Annotated in this window: 13 protein-coding genes and 1 pseudogene; 5 read left to right on the top strand and 9 right to left on the bottom strand. The window is 72.9% G+C overall.

Going from position 1 to position 14,466, the window contains the following annotated elements; translation table 11 throughout:
- Positions 1–43 precede the first annotated feature (43 nt).
- A complete protein-coding gene (locus ABGA98_RS11610; RefSeq protein ID WP_347618215.1) occupies positions 44–577 on the top strand; it encodes a hypothetical protein in 534 nt (177 codons plus the stop codon).
- A gap of 91 nt (positions 578–668) precedes the next feature.
- Here ABGA98_RS11610 and ABGA98_RS11605 read toward each other — a convergent pair whose 3' ends face one another.
- The 5 genes from ABGA98_RS11605 to ABGA98_RS11585 all read right to left on the bottom strand — a co-directional run bounded on the left by ABGA98_RS11605 (position 669) and on the right by ABGA98_RS11585 (position 6,126).
- Positions 669–1,346, bottom strand: a complete 678-nt coding sequence (locus tag ABGA98_RS11605; RefSeq protein ID WP_347618214.1) for a histidine phosphatase family protein — start codon at positions 1,344–1,346, stop codon at positions 669–671.
- Positions 1,347–1,421: 75 nt separating this feature from the next.
- Entirely contained in the window at positions 1,422–3,422 is a 2,001-nt protein-coding gene (locus ABGA98_RS11600) for a PQQ-binding-like beta-propeller repeat protein (protein ID WP_347618213.1), read from the bottom strand.
- Between the two features lie 75 nt (positions 3,423–3,497).
- Positions 3,498–4,679: a DegT/DnrJ/EryC1/StrS family aminotransferase gene (locus ABGA98_RS11595; protein ID WP_347618212.1), complete on the bottom strand. Its 1,182-nt coding sequence runs from the start codon at positions 4,677–4,679 to the stop codon at positions 3,498–3,500.
- The gene (locus ABGA98_RS11590) at positions 4,676–5,458 is read right to left on the bottom strand and encodes an amidohydrolase family protein (protein ID WP_347618211.1); all 783 of its coding nucleotides are present in this window, start codon (positions 5,456–5,458) and stop codon (positions 4,676–4,678) included. The genes ABGA98_RS11595 and ABGA98_RS11590 overlap by 4 nt, the downstream gene beginning before the upstream one ends.
- Positions 5,455–6,126, bottom strand: coding sequence for an amidohydrolase family protein (locus ABGA98_RS11585; RefSeq protein WP_347618210.1), 672 nt, complete (start codon positions 6,124–6,126; stop codon positions 5,455–5,457). Before ABGA98_RS11585 ends, ABGA98_RS11590 begins: the two co-directional genes overlap by 4 nt.
- A 152-nt stretch (positions 6,127–6,278) precedes the next feature.
- On the opposite strand from ABGA98_RS11585, the gene ABGA98_RS11580 reads away from it, so the two are divergent.
- The 4 genes from ABGA98_RS11580 to ABGA98_RS11565 all read left to right on the top strand — a co-directional run bounded on the left by ABGA98_RS11580 (position 6,279) and on the right by ABGA98_RS11565 (position 10,815).
- Positions 6,279–7,082, top strand: coding sequence for an amidohydrolase family protein (locus ABGA98_RS11580; protein ID WP_347618209.1), 804 nt, complete (start codon positions 6,279–6,281; stop codon positions 7,080–7,082).
- Positions 7,079–7,807 (top strand): amidohydrolase family protein, encoded by a 729-nt coding sequence (locus ABGA98_RS11575; RefSeq protein WP_347618208.1) that lies wholly within the window; start codon positions 7,079–7,081, stop codon positions 7,805–7,807. Before ABGA98_RS11580 ends, ABGA98_RS11575 begins: the two co-directional genes overlap by 4 nt.
- Before the next feature lie 192 nt (positions 7,808–7,999).
- Positions 8,000–8,596, top strand: coding sequence for a hypothetical protein (locus ABGA98_RS11570; protein ID WP_347618207.1), 597 nt, complete (start codon positions 8,000–8,002; stop codon positions 8,594–8,596).
- A gap of 86 nt (positions 8,597–8,682) precedes the next feature.
- Positions 8,683–10,815, top strand: a complete 2,133-nt coding sequence (locus tag ABGA98_RS11565) for a bifunctional polysaccharide deacetylase/glycosyltransferase family 2 protein (RefSeq protein ID WP_347618206.1) — start codon at positions 8,683–8,685, stop codon at positions 10,813–10,815.
- A 60-nt stretch (positions 10,816–10,875) separates the two neighbouring features.
- On the opposite strand, the pseudogene ABGA98_RS11560 reads toward ABGA98_RS11565, so the two are convergent.
- From ABGA98_RS11560 to ABGA98_RS11545, 4 genes and pseudogenes are all read right to left on the bottom strand, one after another.
- Positions 10,876–11,748 (bottom strand): annotated as a pseudogene (locus tag ABGA98_RS11560) (dihydrodipicolinate synthase family protein); the annotation flags it as partial.
- Positions 11,749–11,779: 31 nt separating this feature from the next.
- Positions 11,780–12,733, bottom strand: a complete 954-nt coding sequence (locus tag ABGA98_RS11555) for a hydroxyacid dehydrogenase (protein ID WP_347618205.1) — start codon at positions 12,731–12,733, stop codon at positions 11,780–11,782.
- On the bottom strand, positions 12,730–13,599 hold the full coding sequence (locus tag ABGA98_RS11550; protein ID WP_347618204.1) for a carbohydrate ABC transporter permease: 870 nt from the start codon (positions 13,597–13,599) through the stop codon (positions 12,730–12,732). Before ABGA98_RS11550 ends, ABGA98_RS11555 begins: the two co-directional genes overlap by 4 nt.
- The gene (locus tag ABGA98_RS11545) at positions 13,596–14,462 is read right to left on the bottom strand and encodes a sugar ABC transporter permease (RefSeq protein WP_347618203.1); all 867 of its coding nucleotides are present in this window, start codon (positions 14,460–14,462) and stop codon (positions 13,596–13,598) included. The genes ABGA98_RS11550 and ABGA98_RS11545 overlap by 4 nt, the downstream gene beginning before the upstream one ends.
- Positions 14,463–14,466: the final 4 nt, after the last annotated feature.

The following is a 14,466-nucleotide window of genomic DNA, read 5'->3' as shown; positions in this document are numbered from 1 at the left end:
ACATTCTCTCAGGCGCGGGGCCCCTCTCCTCTACCCTGGTCCGATGAATCCGCCGGCCGCTGTCATCGGGAAGCTGCCCCCGTCCTGCGGCCCTGTCCGCCTGGTGGCCGTCGACGGGCCCGCGGGGGCGGGCAAGACGACGTTCGCGCGGCGGCTCTCCGCGGACCTGGGGTGCCAGGTGATTCACAGCGACGACTTCCCCGTGCCGTGGGACGACGGGCCCGGCGGCTGGTTCCACGCGCTGGAGTCGCAGGTGATCGATCCGTTGCGACACGGCCGTCCGGGGTGTTTTCGCAGGTACGACTGGGTGCTGGGCGAATACGTCGAACAGGTGATCGTGCCGGTCGCGCCGGCGCTCGTCATCGAGGGGGTCGGCACGGCCAGGGTCTCGGTGGCGGAGCTGCTGGCGTACACCGTCTGGGTGGAGGCGCCCGAGGCGGTGCGCCTGGCGCGCGTCCTGGAGCGGGACGGACCCGAGCTGGAGCCGCGGTGGCGGAGGTGGTTCGCGGCCGAGCACGCGTGGTTCGCCGAGGACCGGACGCGGCAACGCGCCGACCTGATCATCCGGACAGGGTGACGTCAGGGCCCGTAACAGGCGAGCTCGTCGCGGCGGACGAGCCCCCGGGTCGAGGTGGCCGACGTCGTCGCGGCGGACGAGCCCCGGAACGTCAGGGGCCGAGGTGGCCGACGTCGTTGAAGCGGACGAGCTCGAAGCGGCCACCGCCGGTGCGCCAGACCGACACGGAGGCGTTGAGCACCGGCGCGAACTCCAGCACGGCCGCGAGCTCCGCGTCGGGGCCGCCGGCGATGACGTGGCGCAGCCCCAGCACCACGGAGTCATGGGCGACCATCAGCACCCGCCGGCCGTCGGCCCGCCGCGGCAGGCCGGCGAGGAGGTCACGCAGCCGGGCCACGACGTCGGCCAGCGACTCGCCCCCGGGCGGGCGGTAGGCCCAGGCCCCTTGCGCCTCCCGCCGCTCCGGCTCGCCGGGGAACCGCTGCTTGACCGCGGCGGGGTTGTAGCGGGCGAACTCGCCCGCCTCCTGGTCTCTGAGCCGCTCGTCCACGGTGACGGGGAGCGGGTGGATCCCCCAGGTCGCCTGGGCGATCCGCCACGTGTCGAGGGCGCGCAGGTAGGGCGAGCACCACACCAGCTCGGGTGCCTCGCCGGCGGGCAGCGCGGCCAGCAGCCGCCCGAGGGCCGCGGCCTGCGCCCTGCCCTGCTCCGTCAGCGTCACCTCGTCGTCGCCCCGCTCGTAGACCAGCGGCGTGTCGCCGGCCCGCCGGTAGGCGAGGTTGGCCTCGCTCTCTCCGTGCCGGACGGCGATGATCACTGATGGGCCCACGCCCGCCATCTTGCCACGGAGCCACCGGCCAAATTACGGTCGAGACCGTTATTGGCGCTTCGAGAACTTCTCCACCTACCGCGTCTGCTGACCCGTGAGCCGGAACAGGCGCGGGCCCTCGGCGAAGTAGACGTCTCCCGACCCGTGCACCGCGAGCTGGTGCACGGGTCCCTGCTTCAGCTGGGTGTGCCGGCCGGTGCGCGGGTCGAGCGAGAAGACGTACTGGCCGGCGTGGGCGCCGTACAGCGTGCGGTCACGCCGGTTGAAGGAGAGCTGCCCGCTCGCGCTCTCGCTGCCCGACAGCGTGACCCGCTTGACCACCTTGCGGGAGGCCGGGTTGACGGCGAAGACCTCGCCGCCGGCGATCCCCCACAGCGTGCCCCGATCGTCGAACGTCAGCGCGGGGACGGCCGGCTTGCCCGGCGCGGGGACGATCTCCCACAGCAGCCGGTCGTCCTTCACCGACCAGGCGAAGAGCTTGGCCTCCGGCTGGGTCGGCGGCGTGGCCGTCTGGCCGCTGTAGATGGAGGTGCCGCCGTAGAGCACGCCGTCGCGGTAGGCGAGCGAGACGATGCTCTGGTCCTTGATCACGTTGCGCTGGGAGTGCTTGAGCTTGCCGGTCTCCGGGTCCCAGACCGCCAGCACGCCGCCCAGGTGGCCGAGGTCCGGCATGGTGCCCGCGGCGAGGTAGCGGCCCGCCGACGCCAGCGCCCGCGGCCTGATCTGCTTGTCCGCGGACAGGTCGAACAGGCGTGCCGGGTTGTCCGCCGGGCCGGGCTCGGGGCTCGGCGAGTACTCGGGGCTGTTCCACGGCAGCTCCGGATCGTAGGCGTAGACCCTGGCGTCGGGATAGGCGCCGACGTAGAGCTTTCCGTCGTGCGTGGCCATGTCCTCGCTCTGCGAGAACGTGTGGAACTCGGCGCGCTCGCCCGTGTCCGGGTCCAGGGCGGCGAAACCGCCGTTGAGGAAGCCGCCGGCGTACATGCGGCCGTCGGGGCCTTCTGAGAGCGCGGTGACGTCGATGGGTTCGCCCCTGACCTGCGTCTCCACGAACGACGTCGCGCCGGTCTGCGGGTTGTAGCGGAACATCAGCCCGCGCCAGAGCAGGCCCACGACGCTCTTGCCCGGGTAGTCCGGCAGGCCGAGCTCGGCCCAGCCGATGCCGCGGGTGTTGGCGACGCGGCCCGTGAACGGCATGCCCGTGCCCGTCGTCTCCTTCGTCTTCGGGTCGTAGCGGACGAGTTCGGCGTCCTTGATGAGGTAGACCGCGCCGTCGGCGTCGGGCGGCGAGACGTCCAGGCCGTGGGCGGGATCGAGGGTGTCGGTCCAGCGGCCGGCGGCGATGTCCCACACGTGCAGCGGGCCGGGGAAGGCGCTGCCGAAGCGGACGTAGAGGTGGCCGGCGGCGACGTCCACGTCGTAGGCCCACTTGCCCGCCGGGTCGAGGCCGTCGGGAAGGGGGAGCTGCCTGACGGCGCCGGAGGCGGCGTCGATCTCGAAGACCGCGGCGGGTGCTTCGGTGCCGGCGTAGATCTTCCCGTCGGCGTAGGAGACGCTGCGGACGTAGTCGTGGGCAGGCGAGAGCCTGCCGTAGTCGCGTACGCCGGTCTCGGGGTCGTAGGCGAACAGGCGGCCGCCCGGGTAGGTGCCGCCGTAGACGGTGGCGCCCGCACCTGCCGTCACGGACCAGATGAAGTTCTCCGAGGGCAGGGGCCGGCCGAGGTCCTGCACACCGCCCTGGTCCGTCCAGCGGTAGAGCCGCCCGTCGCCGTACGTGCCGGCGTAGACGCTGCCGTCGCCGGTGGCGGTCACGGCCCACGCGCCTTCGGCGCCCGGCAGGTCGTACCTGGCCACCTCGGCCCCGGTGGCCGGGTCGACGGCGTTGAGGTGGGCGGGGCTTCCGGAGGAGGCGCCCCAGAGCACGGTCGCGCCGCCCGGGCCCGGCGCCACGACGCCGCCGAGCAGCAGCACGTCCTCCAGGGGCACGCCCAGGTCCTCCACCCGGCGCTCCGCCGCGCCAGCGGGGGCGGCCGCGGCCAGTGCCACGAGGACGGCCGCCAGCGCGGCAGCCAGCATTTGTCTAATTAAGGTCATGACCGAAACCTAGAGATACGCTGTTATGTCGTCAATACCTGGATTACGGTGAAGGAACTAATTCGCGATCCCGGCGTCGCCCTCATGGCTCAGCACCTTCGCGAGGGCCTCGGCGATGTCGGCCGCGGCGGCCGGCGCCTCCATGAGCATCGACTGGCGCACCCACACCACGGTGTTCGACGCCTCGGCGGCGGCGGGGCACGGCTCGGCGCGGGCGCCCTCGTCGGTCAGCGCGGACATGGTGCCGAGCGGCGGGTAGCCGGCGTCCAGCGGCACGCCTTCTGCGGCCATGGCCCTCAGCAGGAACGCGCGGTCCACGCCGGAACCGAGGCGCACCATGAGGAGGTGGCGCGAGTCGCGGGTGGTGCCCTCCGTCGCGGGCACCACGTCGGCCCCGGGGACGGCGGCCAGCTCGCGCTCGAGAGCGGCGCAGAAGGTGTTCCTGCGGTCGATCTCCTCGTCGAGCCGGTCCAGCCAGGGCAGCAGCAGCGCCGCCTGGAGTTCGGTCAGGCGCAGGTTCCAGCCGACGGACGGGTGACCGTACCACTGCCCGCCCAGCGCGCGCCCGAGATTGCAGACCGACCAGACACGCTCGTGCACGGCCTCGTCGCGGCAGACGATCAGGCCGCCCTCCCCCGCGGTCATCGCCTTGCTCGCCTGGAAGCTGTAGACGCCGGCGTCACCCAGGCCGCCGACCGGACGGTCCTTGTACGTGGCGCCGTGCGCCTGGGCGGCGTCCTCGACGACCGTGAGTCCGTGGCGGGCGGCCAGGTCGTTCAGCGCGTCCATGTCGGCGGGGCTGCCCGCCAGGTGGACGGGCATGATCGCGGCCGTCCTGCCGGTCAGCGCATCGCGCACCGCGCCCGGGGACAGGTGCAGGTCCACGGGGTCGACGTCGGCGATCACGGGGGTGGCTCCGGCCAGCAGCACCGCGGTGGCCGAGGCCACGAACGTGTACGCCGGCACGATCACCTCGTCCCCCCTGCCGACGCCCAGGCCGCGCAGCGCCGCGAACAGGCCCAGCGTGGCGTTCGCCACGGCGACGCCGTGCCGGACGCCGGAGCGGCGGGCGAACGCGGCGGTCAGGTCCGCGACGACGGAGCCGCCCTGCGTGGCGCCCCAGAGGCCGCTCTCCAGCACCTTCGTGACCAGCTCGCGCTGGGCGGGGTCGACGGGCGGCGGCCAGGCCGGCCAGGGGGCCGTCCGGACGGGGGCGCCTCCGTGGATGGCGAGCGTCACGCTGGATGTCCCTTCTCCGGCGAACCGGGCGAACCGGGCGAGCCTGGCAGATCAGGTAGGGGGAGGCCGAGGAGGCGGGCCAGGTTGCCGCCCTGGATGAGAGCGCGGTCGGCGTCGGCGAGCGGGGCCAGCGCGACGCGGCCGTAGCCCGTACGCACGTCGAGGAAGCACGCGTCCGAGCCGAACAGCACCCGCTCCGGCCCCGCGAGCGCGGCCAGCCTGGCGATCCAGCGACCGGTCATCTTCGAGCCGCACGTCTCCAGGAACACGTTGGGCTGATCGGCCACGAGCCGGGCCGCGCGGCCGAACCCGTACGGCCAGAGCCCCGTGTGCCCCATGAGCAGCGGCACGTGCGGATGGCGTGCGGCGACGGTGGCGAACTGGGCCGGGTCGCTCCATGGCGAGTCGGTCTGGCCGTGCGCGAGAACCGGCAGGCCGCAGCGCCAGACCGGCTCGTACAAGGGGTCGTCGAGGCGGCACTGGTGCACGTCGGGGTGGAGTTTGACCCCCCACACGCCCCGCGCGCCCTCGCCGGGGAGCGGCGTGCGGTGGTGCGGGTTGTAGACCTGCCAGACCCCGAACCTGCCGGGGAAGCGCCCGGCGATCTCCAGGGCCGTCGCGTTGCCGCGCACCGCGTCGGGACCGACGGCGAGCAGGTGGCTGATGCCCATCGCGGTCACGCCGATCCGGTCCATCGCGGCCACGAGGTGCTCGGCGGCGGGGTGGGGGATGAGGAAGTCCGGCCAGGTCCCCACGTGGCCGTGGGCGTCGAGGATCACAGCAGCGCCTCCAGGGACCCCGAGGCGATCCGTTCGACGTCCTCGGCGGGCAGGTCGAGGTGGTCGAGCAGGAAGCGCGGCCCGCAGTCGTCGGCGACGGGCGCTCCGGTGCCGAACACCAGCCGCTCCGCGCCGAACCGCGCGGCCAGCCATTCGACGCCGCCCTGGGTGTTGACGGTGCCGATCTCGGCCCACACGTTCGGCGCCTCGTCCATCAGCTCGCCCAGCGCGCGCAGCCTGCGGTAACCGGGGTTGAGCACGAGGAGGCGCTGGCCGGGCAGCAGCTCGGCGAGGTGGCGGAGCTGGGCGGGCGAGGTCTCGTCGAGGTCGATCGCGGCGGGCAGCCCGAGGGCGGGCAGGCAGCGCAGCGTGGCCGGGCCCGTGAGATCGAACCGGTGGCGTTCCGGGCAGAGCCTGACCATCCGTACGCCGGGCGGCGGCGCGTCGGTCTCCCCCGGCACCACGACGGGCACGGGGACGAGCCGGGGATCGTCGAGCGTGAGCAGGGCCTCGTTGCCCGCTTCCGGGTCGGAGTAGAGGCTGAGCGTGTGGGTGACGAGGGCCCGGTCGATGCGCAGCCGGTCCATCTCGCCCCGGGGATCCGACGGCAGGTCGTCGAACGGCACGGGACCGACGAGCCGGTGCGCATCGATCACATATTTCGGCACAGACCGAAACTATCCGGGCGACGGAGTGGCGGTCAAGGGCGGACGGTGCGTGCCCGGCGCGATCGATGACGATCGCGGAAGCGGAGCAGACCCTGATTAAGGTCATGACCGTATCTTCAGCAACGCTTGTCGTCAATGACATAATGACCGGCATGTCGATTGAGGTCGGGCCCGAAAACGCTGGGTCCGCCACGCCCTTCGACGCGTGGCGGCTGGTGGGCGAGCTGGAGGTGACGCTCGACGTGGACGTGCTGTTCGGCGCGTATCCGGACCGCGACGGGCCGCCCGGCACGCCCGGCGCCGTGCTGGAGACGCTGGCCGCGCACCACGTCCGGGCGGCGGCCGTGGCCAGCCTGCGGGCGGCGCTGTTCGACGTGCGCACGGGCAACGACGAACTGCTGGCCACGGCCACGCGCCCGGAGATCGTTCCCGTCGGGGCCGTGGACCTGCGCGACCCGATCGGCGCGGCCCGCGAGCTGGAGCGGCTGGCGTCGGCGGGGGCCAGGGCCGTCCGCTTGTTCCCCGACGAGCAGGGGGTCGAAGCGGGCTTCCCGTCCGTCCGGCACGTCGCCCGCCGGGCGGCGCGGCTCGGCCTGGTGGTGCTCACCGGCGGCGACGTACGCAGGTTCTGGCAGCCCTTCACCGGACTCGGGGCCGACGTGGTCTTCCTCGACACGCACTTCTACCACCTGGGCGACTTCCTGGTGGCCGCCGGGGACGAGCCCGGCTTCCACACCTCCACCCGCCTGCTCAACTCCCCCGACGCGCTGGAGACGGTCGCCGCGGAGATCGGGGCCGACCGCCTGCTGTACGGCTCGCGCACCCCCCACTACGAACCCCTCGTCCCCCTCCTCCGCCTGGCCACCAGCGGCCTGGGGCCGGCGGAGATCGCCGCGGTGGCGGGCGGCAACGCGACGAGGCTGCTCGCCGGGACGCCGAGGAGGCCCGCGCTGTGATCATCGACGTGCACGCCCACTGGGGCCCGTGGTTCTTCACCATGGACGTGGCCGGCTCCACCCTGGCCACCATGGACCGCTACGGCATCGACCGGGCGATCGTCTCCGCCACCGAGGCCGTGATCTACGACGCCCCTGCGGGCAACCGCGCCCTGGCCGCGTACCTGGAGACCCAGGACCGCCTGCTCGGCTACGTCACGGTCAACCCGCGCCGGCTGCGCGAGGCCGAGGCGGATCTGCGCGCGTACCTGCCGGGCGGCAGGTTCGTCGGCGTCAAGATCCACACCGACTACACGGGCTCGCCGGTCGGCTCGGCGCGGCTGCGCGAGGCGCTGACGCTGGTCGCCGGAACGGGCCGCCCGGCGCTCGTGCACACGTGGGGCACCTCGGTGCTCGACCTGGCCGAGGTCTGCCTGGACATCCCCGGCCTGCGGGTGATCGCCGGGCACATGGGGGCGGACGGGTTCCGGCACGCCATCGAGGCGGCGGGCGCCTGCGACCGCCTCTATCTGGAGCCCTGCTGGTCGCACGCCCCTGCGGGCCGCATCGCGGAGGTGGTGGCGGGTGTGGACCCGGCCCAGCTCCTGTTCGGCACGGACGCGACCCTGATCGACCCGTCGTCGGCCTTCGGGGCGGTCGCCGCGGCCGGCCTCACGGGCGAGCTCGCCGAGCGCGTCGCCTGGCGCAACGCCGCCGCCCTCTTCCAACTCCGCCGACGAGTGTGACGACCTCGCCAGGCCGGCCCCTGTGCACAGCAAAGCCGCGCACATGGTCGGCGAGGGACCGTGAGCACCAGCGCACTACCGCCCGTCCAGCGGGTCTGCATCTGAGGGCCGCTCGGACAGGCCCGGTCCTGACTCAAGTCAGGCGGGGGGTTAATGGTTATACCTCCCGATTTGTCACTACGATCTCAGCTCGTGTCCCTTGAGCAGCACCACCCTGAGCCTCCCACGGCAGTCTTCGAGGCACCTCCCACCGCCGTCTTCGTGGACCACAGCGGCCGTCGCCGGCGGCTCATGATGTTCGGCTCGATCGCCGGTAGCGTGGTCGTGTTCGGCATGCTACTCGTCGTGGTCGGCGGGCTCTTCTCCGGCACGACACTCTCCGTGAGCGGCTGGCCCGGGGAGCGGCCCGGCGGCCCGGCCGGCACGGCTTCGCCCCACCATGCGAGCCCCACCGCGACGCCCCGCCGCAGCGCCCAGGCAAGCCGGCCACCGGTGGCCACCCCCACCCGTACCGCATCCTCCGCCCCCAAGCCGGGCAGGACACGCTCGGCCGAGCCGACGCGGGTCCGGAACGGCAAGGAGCCCCCGCGGGCGAGCACCACGGCCCCCGGCAGACGTTTCGCGACCGAGCAGCCGGGCACGGACCCCGGCAGCCCGGCCAGCGCGGAACCGAGTAGCGAGCCGACCGGCGGGGACGGCGCCGAGCCCGTGCCGACCGAGCTGGACCCGCCGGGCCGCGACATCCCGCCGGGACACGACCCCGGCAGGACGAGAGGGCCGAAGGGATGAGCCGTCCGGCCGTGCCCGCCCGGCGGGATCCCCGCCTCGTCGCCGGCCGCCCACCGGTAGCCCCGCCCCATGGGGCTTCCCCGCCGGTGCCCGGGAACCGGAAGGATCCGCGGGGCCACTGGTTCCTGCTGGCCACCGGACTGCTGCTGGTCGCCGGCATGCTCGTCCTCAACGGATACGTGACCAACGTCGCCGGCGAGACCCAGGCCGTCCCTCCCGCCACCGACCGCCCGAGTCCCGACCTGGAGCGGGCTCGCCGCGGCGGCCCTGTGCTCAACCTCACGGACGGCCAGCCGGCGAGCGCCCGCCTGCCCGCGCGCACGATCGCCCTGACGTTCGACGACGGCCCCGATCCGGAGTGGACGCCGAAGGTGCTGGACGTGCTGCGCCGCCATGGCGCCAAGGCCACGTTCTTCGTCGTCGGCTCGAAGGTCGCCCAGCATCCCGAGCTCGTCCGGCGGATCGTCGCCGAGGGCCACGAGATCGGCAACCACACCTACACCCACGCGGACATGGCCGCCGTTCCGGAGTGGCGGCTGCGGCTTGAGCTGTCGCTGACCCAGCGGGCACTGGCCGGCGCAACGGGCCTGCACACCACGCTGGTACGCCCGCCGTACTCCTCGACTCCGCGCACCATCACCGTCCCCCAGTGGGAGGGCCTGCGCGTAGCGGCGGCCCAGGGCTACCTGGTCACGCTCACCGACCTGGACACCAAGGACTGGAGCAACCCCGGCACGGACAAGATCGCCGCAGCGGCGCTGGCGGGCGGCGAGCGGGGTGCGGTCGTGATGATGCACGACTCGGGCGGCAACCGGCGGCAGACCGTCGAGGCCCTGGATCGTGCCCTGCACGACGTCCCGGACCGACACCGGATGGTCACCGTGACCGACGCGCTCGGCATGCCGTCGGCGCACCAGAAGGCGGGAGGCGGGGAGCGGTTCGTGGGCACGGTGTTCTCCTTCGCCCAGCGGGCCTCTGGCTGGTTCACCACGGCGCTGGCGTGGGCGTTGTTCGCCGCCGGGGCACTCACACTGGGCCGGCTGGCGTTCTTCGCGGTGCTCGCGATGGTGCACGCCCACCGCAACAGGGGCGGACGGCGGCGCAAGGGCCGCGCACCCGACTGGCCCGCGCCGCCTCCCGTGACAGTGATCATTCCGGCCTACAACGAGGAGGCCGGGATCCAGGCGACGGTCCGCTCGCTGGTCACCACGTCGTACCGGGGAGTGGTGGAGGTCCTGGTCGTCGACGACGGATCGACCGACCCTACCGCCGGACTGGCCGCGGCGCTCGGCTACGGCAACGTCCGCGTGATCACGAAGCCGAACGGCGGCAAGCCCTCGGCGCTCAACGTCGGCATCGCGCAGGCTTCCCACGAGATCCTGATCATGGTGGACGGCGACACCGTCTTCGAGCCCGCCACGATCGGGCACCTGGTCCGCCAGCTCGCCGACCCGGCCATCGGCGCGGTCAGCGGCAACACCAAGGTGGGCAACCGGCGCGGCATGATCGGGCACTGGCAGCACATCGAGTACGTGATCGGGTTCAACCTCGACCGGCGCGCGTTCGAGTTGCTGGACTGCATGGCGACCGTGCCAGGAGCGATCGGGGCGTTCCGCCGCTCGGCGCTGGTTGCGCTGGGCGGGGTGAGCACGGACACGCTGGCCGAGGACACCGACCTGACGATGGCGCTGTGCCGGGCCGGCTGGCGGGTGGTGTACGAGGAGAAGGCGCTGGCCTGGACCGAGGCCCCGACGACGCTCGGCCAGCTGTGGAAGCAGCGCTACCGCTGGTGCTACGGCACCCTGCAGGCCATGTGGAAGCACCGGCGCGCACTGCTGGAAGGCGCGCCGTTCGGCCGCCGGTGCCTTGGATACCTGACCCTGTTCCAGCTGGTGCTGCCGCTGCTCGCGCCCGTGGTGGACCTCATGGCGGTCTACAGCGTGGCGGTGGGCGACCCGCTGCCGGTAGCCGCGGTGTGGGCCGGGTTCGTCGCCGTGCAGGCGGTGACCGGCTGGTACGCGTTGCGCCTCGACGGCGAGCGGGCCTCAGCGCTGTGGGTGCTGCCGCTGCAGCAGTTCGTCTACCGCCAGCTGATGTACCTCGTGGTGATCCAGTCGGTGGCCACGGCCATCCTCGGCGTACGGCTGCGCTGGCACACCATCAACCGGCAGGGCACGTTCAGCGCGCCGGCCACGTCGGGCGGCGAACTCGCCCGCTGACGTGGCCGCCGGCGCCACCGACGGTCGGGGGCCGAAGTCCTGGGCCTGCAGTTCCAGGCGTTCCCGCTCCGTCAGGCCGGGGCCGTGAGGGTCGTGGGCGTGGGTGCCGGGAATGCGGCCCTCGGCGGCGGCCAGCCAGAGCATGCGCTGGACGTACCCCTCCATGGGGTCGGTGAAGGTGGCGGCCGCCAGCCGGTCGAGGCGTCCCGACGCCTGCTCGAACGCGCGCAGGCCGGGCTCGCGGAAGGCGCGCATCACCTCGGCCGTCACCTGGACGGCGGCGGCCGCGATGCCCACCAGCGCCGCCTCGGCCCCCCACAGCAGCGAGGGCCCGAACATGCGGTCCTCCCCGGTGATCGCCAGCCGGCCGGACTCGCGGGCGAGCACGATCGCCCGCTGGCAGCCGATGGCGTCGGACAGCAGCGCGGTCTTGAGCCCGGCCACGCCGGGGTGCCGCAGGATCTCCCGCAGGACGCCCGGCGGGCACGGCCGCGTGTAGAGGTCGAAGGCGACCATCGGCAGGCGGGCGGCCTGCCACACCTCCTCGTGCAGCGCGGCCCTGTCGCCCTCCGACGGGAACACGAGCACGCCGTCCGCGCCCAGGCCGGCGGCCACCCGCGCCTGCTCGGCCGGGTCGGCGGTCTCGGGACCGCCGCCCACGCCGACCAGCACCGGGACGTCCCCCGCAGCGGCGCAGGCGACGGCGCGCTCGATGACGGCGGCGCGGACGCCGGGGACGAGGAAGGGCCCGCGGCCGGTGTGGGCGAGCACGGCCAGGCCGGTGGCGCCGTCGGCCACCAGGCCGGCGAAATAGCGCGAGACGACGTCGAGGTCGACCTCGCCCGACCCGGTCATGGGGGTCGCGGCGGCGGCGATCAGGGTGCCGCGCAGCCGGTCGCGCAGCGCGGCCGCACGGGGGTCGATAGGGGCCATTCGCACAGCTTAGACCCTCTCTTCGGGAGCGCTAGGCGGTCCATCGCAGCTGTTCGCGGGTGATCTCGTGCTGGAGCGGCTCACCGGCCAGGAACCTGGCGATCTCGCCGACCGTCAGCGTCCCCTGCCGGTGCCTGGCCTCCTCGGTGCCCGCCGCCTGGTGGGGCGTGAGCAGCACGTTCGGCAGGCCGCGCAGCGGGTGGTCCGCAGGGAGGGGCTCCTCGTCGAAGACGTCGAGCGCCGCGTCGATCCTGCCGCCGCGCAGCTCGTCGAGGAGCGCGGCGGAGTCGACCAGCCACGATCGGGCGGTGTTCACCAGCGCCGCCCCGTCGGGCATGAGCGCCAGCTCCCTGCGGCCGATCAGGTGCCGGGTCGCCGGGATGGCGGGGGCGTGCAGGGCCACGACGTCGCTGCGCGTCAGCAGGTCGTCGAGCTCCACCAGCGTGGCGCCCAGCCCGGCCGCCTCACCGGCGGAGACGGTCGGGTCGGCGAGCAGCAGCTCCGCGCCCAGCGCCCGGACCAGGCCCGCGTACGCCCTGCCGGTGCGGGAGGCGCCCACGACGCCGACCACGCTGCCGCGCAGCTCGCGCCGGGGCCGGGCGGCCTGCCTGGTCTCCGCCCAGCCCGACCCGGACCGCAGTTCGTGGTCGAAACGGTGCACCTGGTGCAGCAGGCACAACGTGAACGTGAGCGCCACCTCGCCCACCGCGGGCGCCATCGCCGCTCCGGTCTGGGTCACCCGGATGCCGCGTTCCCAGAGCGCGTCGGAGACCAGGAACCCCACCGCCGCGCCGGTGTGCGCCACGAGCCGCAGCTCCGGCGCGCGGGCCAGCGTCTCCGCGTCCACGCGCGGGGTGTCCCACCCGGTGACCAGCACCCGCGCCCGCTCCAGCGGGCCGATCGGGGCCAGCCGCTCGAGCCGCGTGAAGATCGGCGGCGGGAGGAACATCTCGCGGAGCTCGGGAGCCAGGCTGAGGGCGATCATTTCAGCCCTGTCATCGCGATGCTGTTGACCAGGTAGCGCTGCAGCAGGAAGAACACCAGCAGGCACGGCACCACGGACACCGCCGCCGAGGCCATGAGCAGCGACAGCTGCATCTCCTCGGTCCGCAGCGTGGTCAGGCCGACCGTGAGCGTGCGGGTGGCGTCGCTCTGCCCGACGACCAGCGGCCACAGGAAGTCGTTCCAGTGCCACAGGAACACGAACACGCCCAGCGTGGCGAGGATCGGCTTGGTCAGGGGGAGCACGATCGTCCAGTACACCCGCCACTCGGAGGCGCCGTCCACCTTCGCGGCGTCGAACAGCTCGTCCGGCAGGCCCAGGATGAACTGCCGCATCAGGAAGACGGCCTGCGAGTTGGCCAGCGTCGGCACGATCAGCCCCCAGAACGTGTCCACCCCTTCCAGGCTGTTGACCAGCACGAACGTCGGGATGAGCGTGGCCTGGAACGGCACCATCATGGTCGCGAGGAACGTCCAGAACATCGCCTCGCGGCCGGGGAAGCGCTTCTTGGCGAAGGCGTAGCCCGCCATCGACGAGGTGAGCAGGATGATCACCACGGAGACCAGGGCGTAGATCAGCGAGTTGATCGTCCAGGTGACGAAGCCGGACGACGACAGCACCATCGTGATGTTGTCCAGCGTGAGCGAATCCGGCCACCCCGCGGGCACGGTCGGCCGGCCCGCCGGCGACAGAGCCACGATGAACATCGCCACGAACGGGCTGACGGTCAGCACCGACAGCAGCGCGAGCAGGGCGGCCAGCGGCCACCTGCCCCGCCACCACCGCCTGCGCGCCGCGCTGGGGGCCTCGGCCCGTACGGAGGGACGGGAGGTCGTGGTGATCGTCATGTGTTCCCCCGGTCCAGGAAGCGGCGCTGGACCAGCGACACGACCAGCACGATCGCGAACAGCACCATGCCCCAGGTGGCGGCGTAGCCGAAGTCGAACGACCGGAAACCGTGGTCGTAGATGCCGTAGATGAGGGTGTACGTCGCCCTGGCCGGGCCGCCGCCGGTCATCACGTACACCGTGTCGAACGTCTGGAACGCGCTGATCGTCTCGATCACCATGACGAAGAAGATCGCCGGCTTGAGCAGCGGCAGCGTGATCCTGCGGAAACGCTGCCACGCGCTCGCCCCGTCGATGCTGGCGGCCTCCAGGTAGGAGGAGGGGATCGCCTTGAGGCCCGCGAGCAGGATCAGCATCGAGTAGCCGAAGCCCTTCCACACCGCCACGACCGCCAGGGCGGGCAGGACCACCCCCGACTCCTCCAGGAAGGCGACCGGGCCGAGGTCGGCCTTGGCGAGCAGGCCGTTGATCAGGCCGTTGAACTCGTAGATCCAGCGCCAGATGATGCCCGCGAGCACGAAGCTGGTCACGTACGGCAGGAAGAGCATGCCGCGGAACAGCCCGCGCATGAAGACCACCTGGTTGAGCAGCAACGCCGTGCCGAGCGCCACGATCATGGTGAGCGGCACGTAGACGGCGGAGTACACGAGGGTGACCCGCAGGCTCAGCCAGAAGTTCACGTCGTCGAGCAGCCGGACGTAGTTGTCCGCGCCGATGATGTCCCACTCGCCGCCGATGTTCCAGTTCGTCAGGCTCATGCCCGCCGCGCCCAGCGACGGGAAGATCCTGAAGATCAGGAAGAGCACGAGCACGGGCAGCACGAACAGCAGGCCCGTGACCGGGTCACGCAAGCGTTGACGCACCAGG

The organism is Nonomuraea sp. B1E8, from assembly GCF_039871515.1.
In the GTDB taxonomy this organism is placed as follows: Bacteria; Actinomycetota; Actinomycetes; order Streptosporangiales; family Streptosporangiaceae; genus Nonomuraea.
The sequence above is the reverse complement of the archived record's forward strand: the minus strand, read 5'-3'. Positions and strand labels throughout refer to the sequence as shown.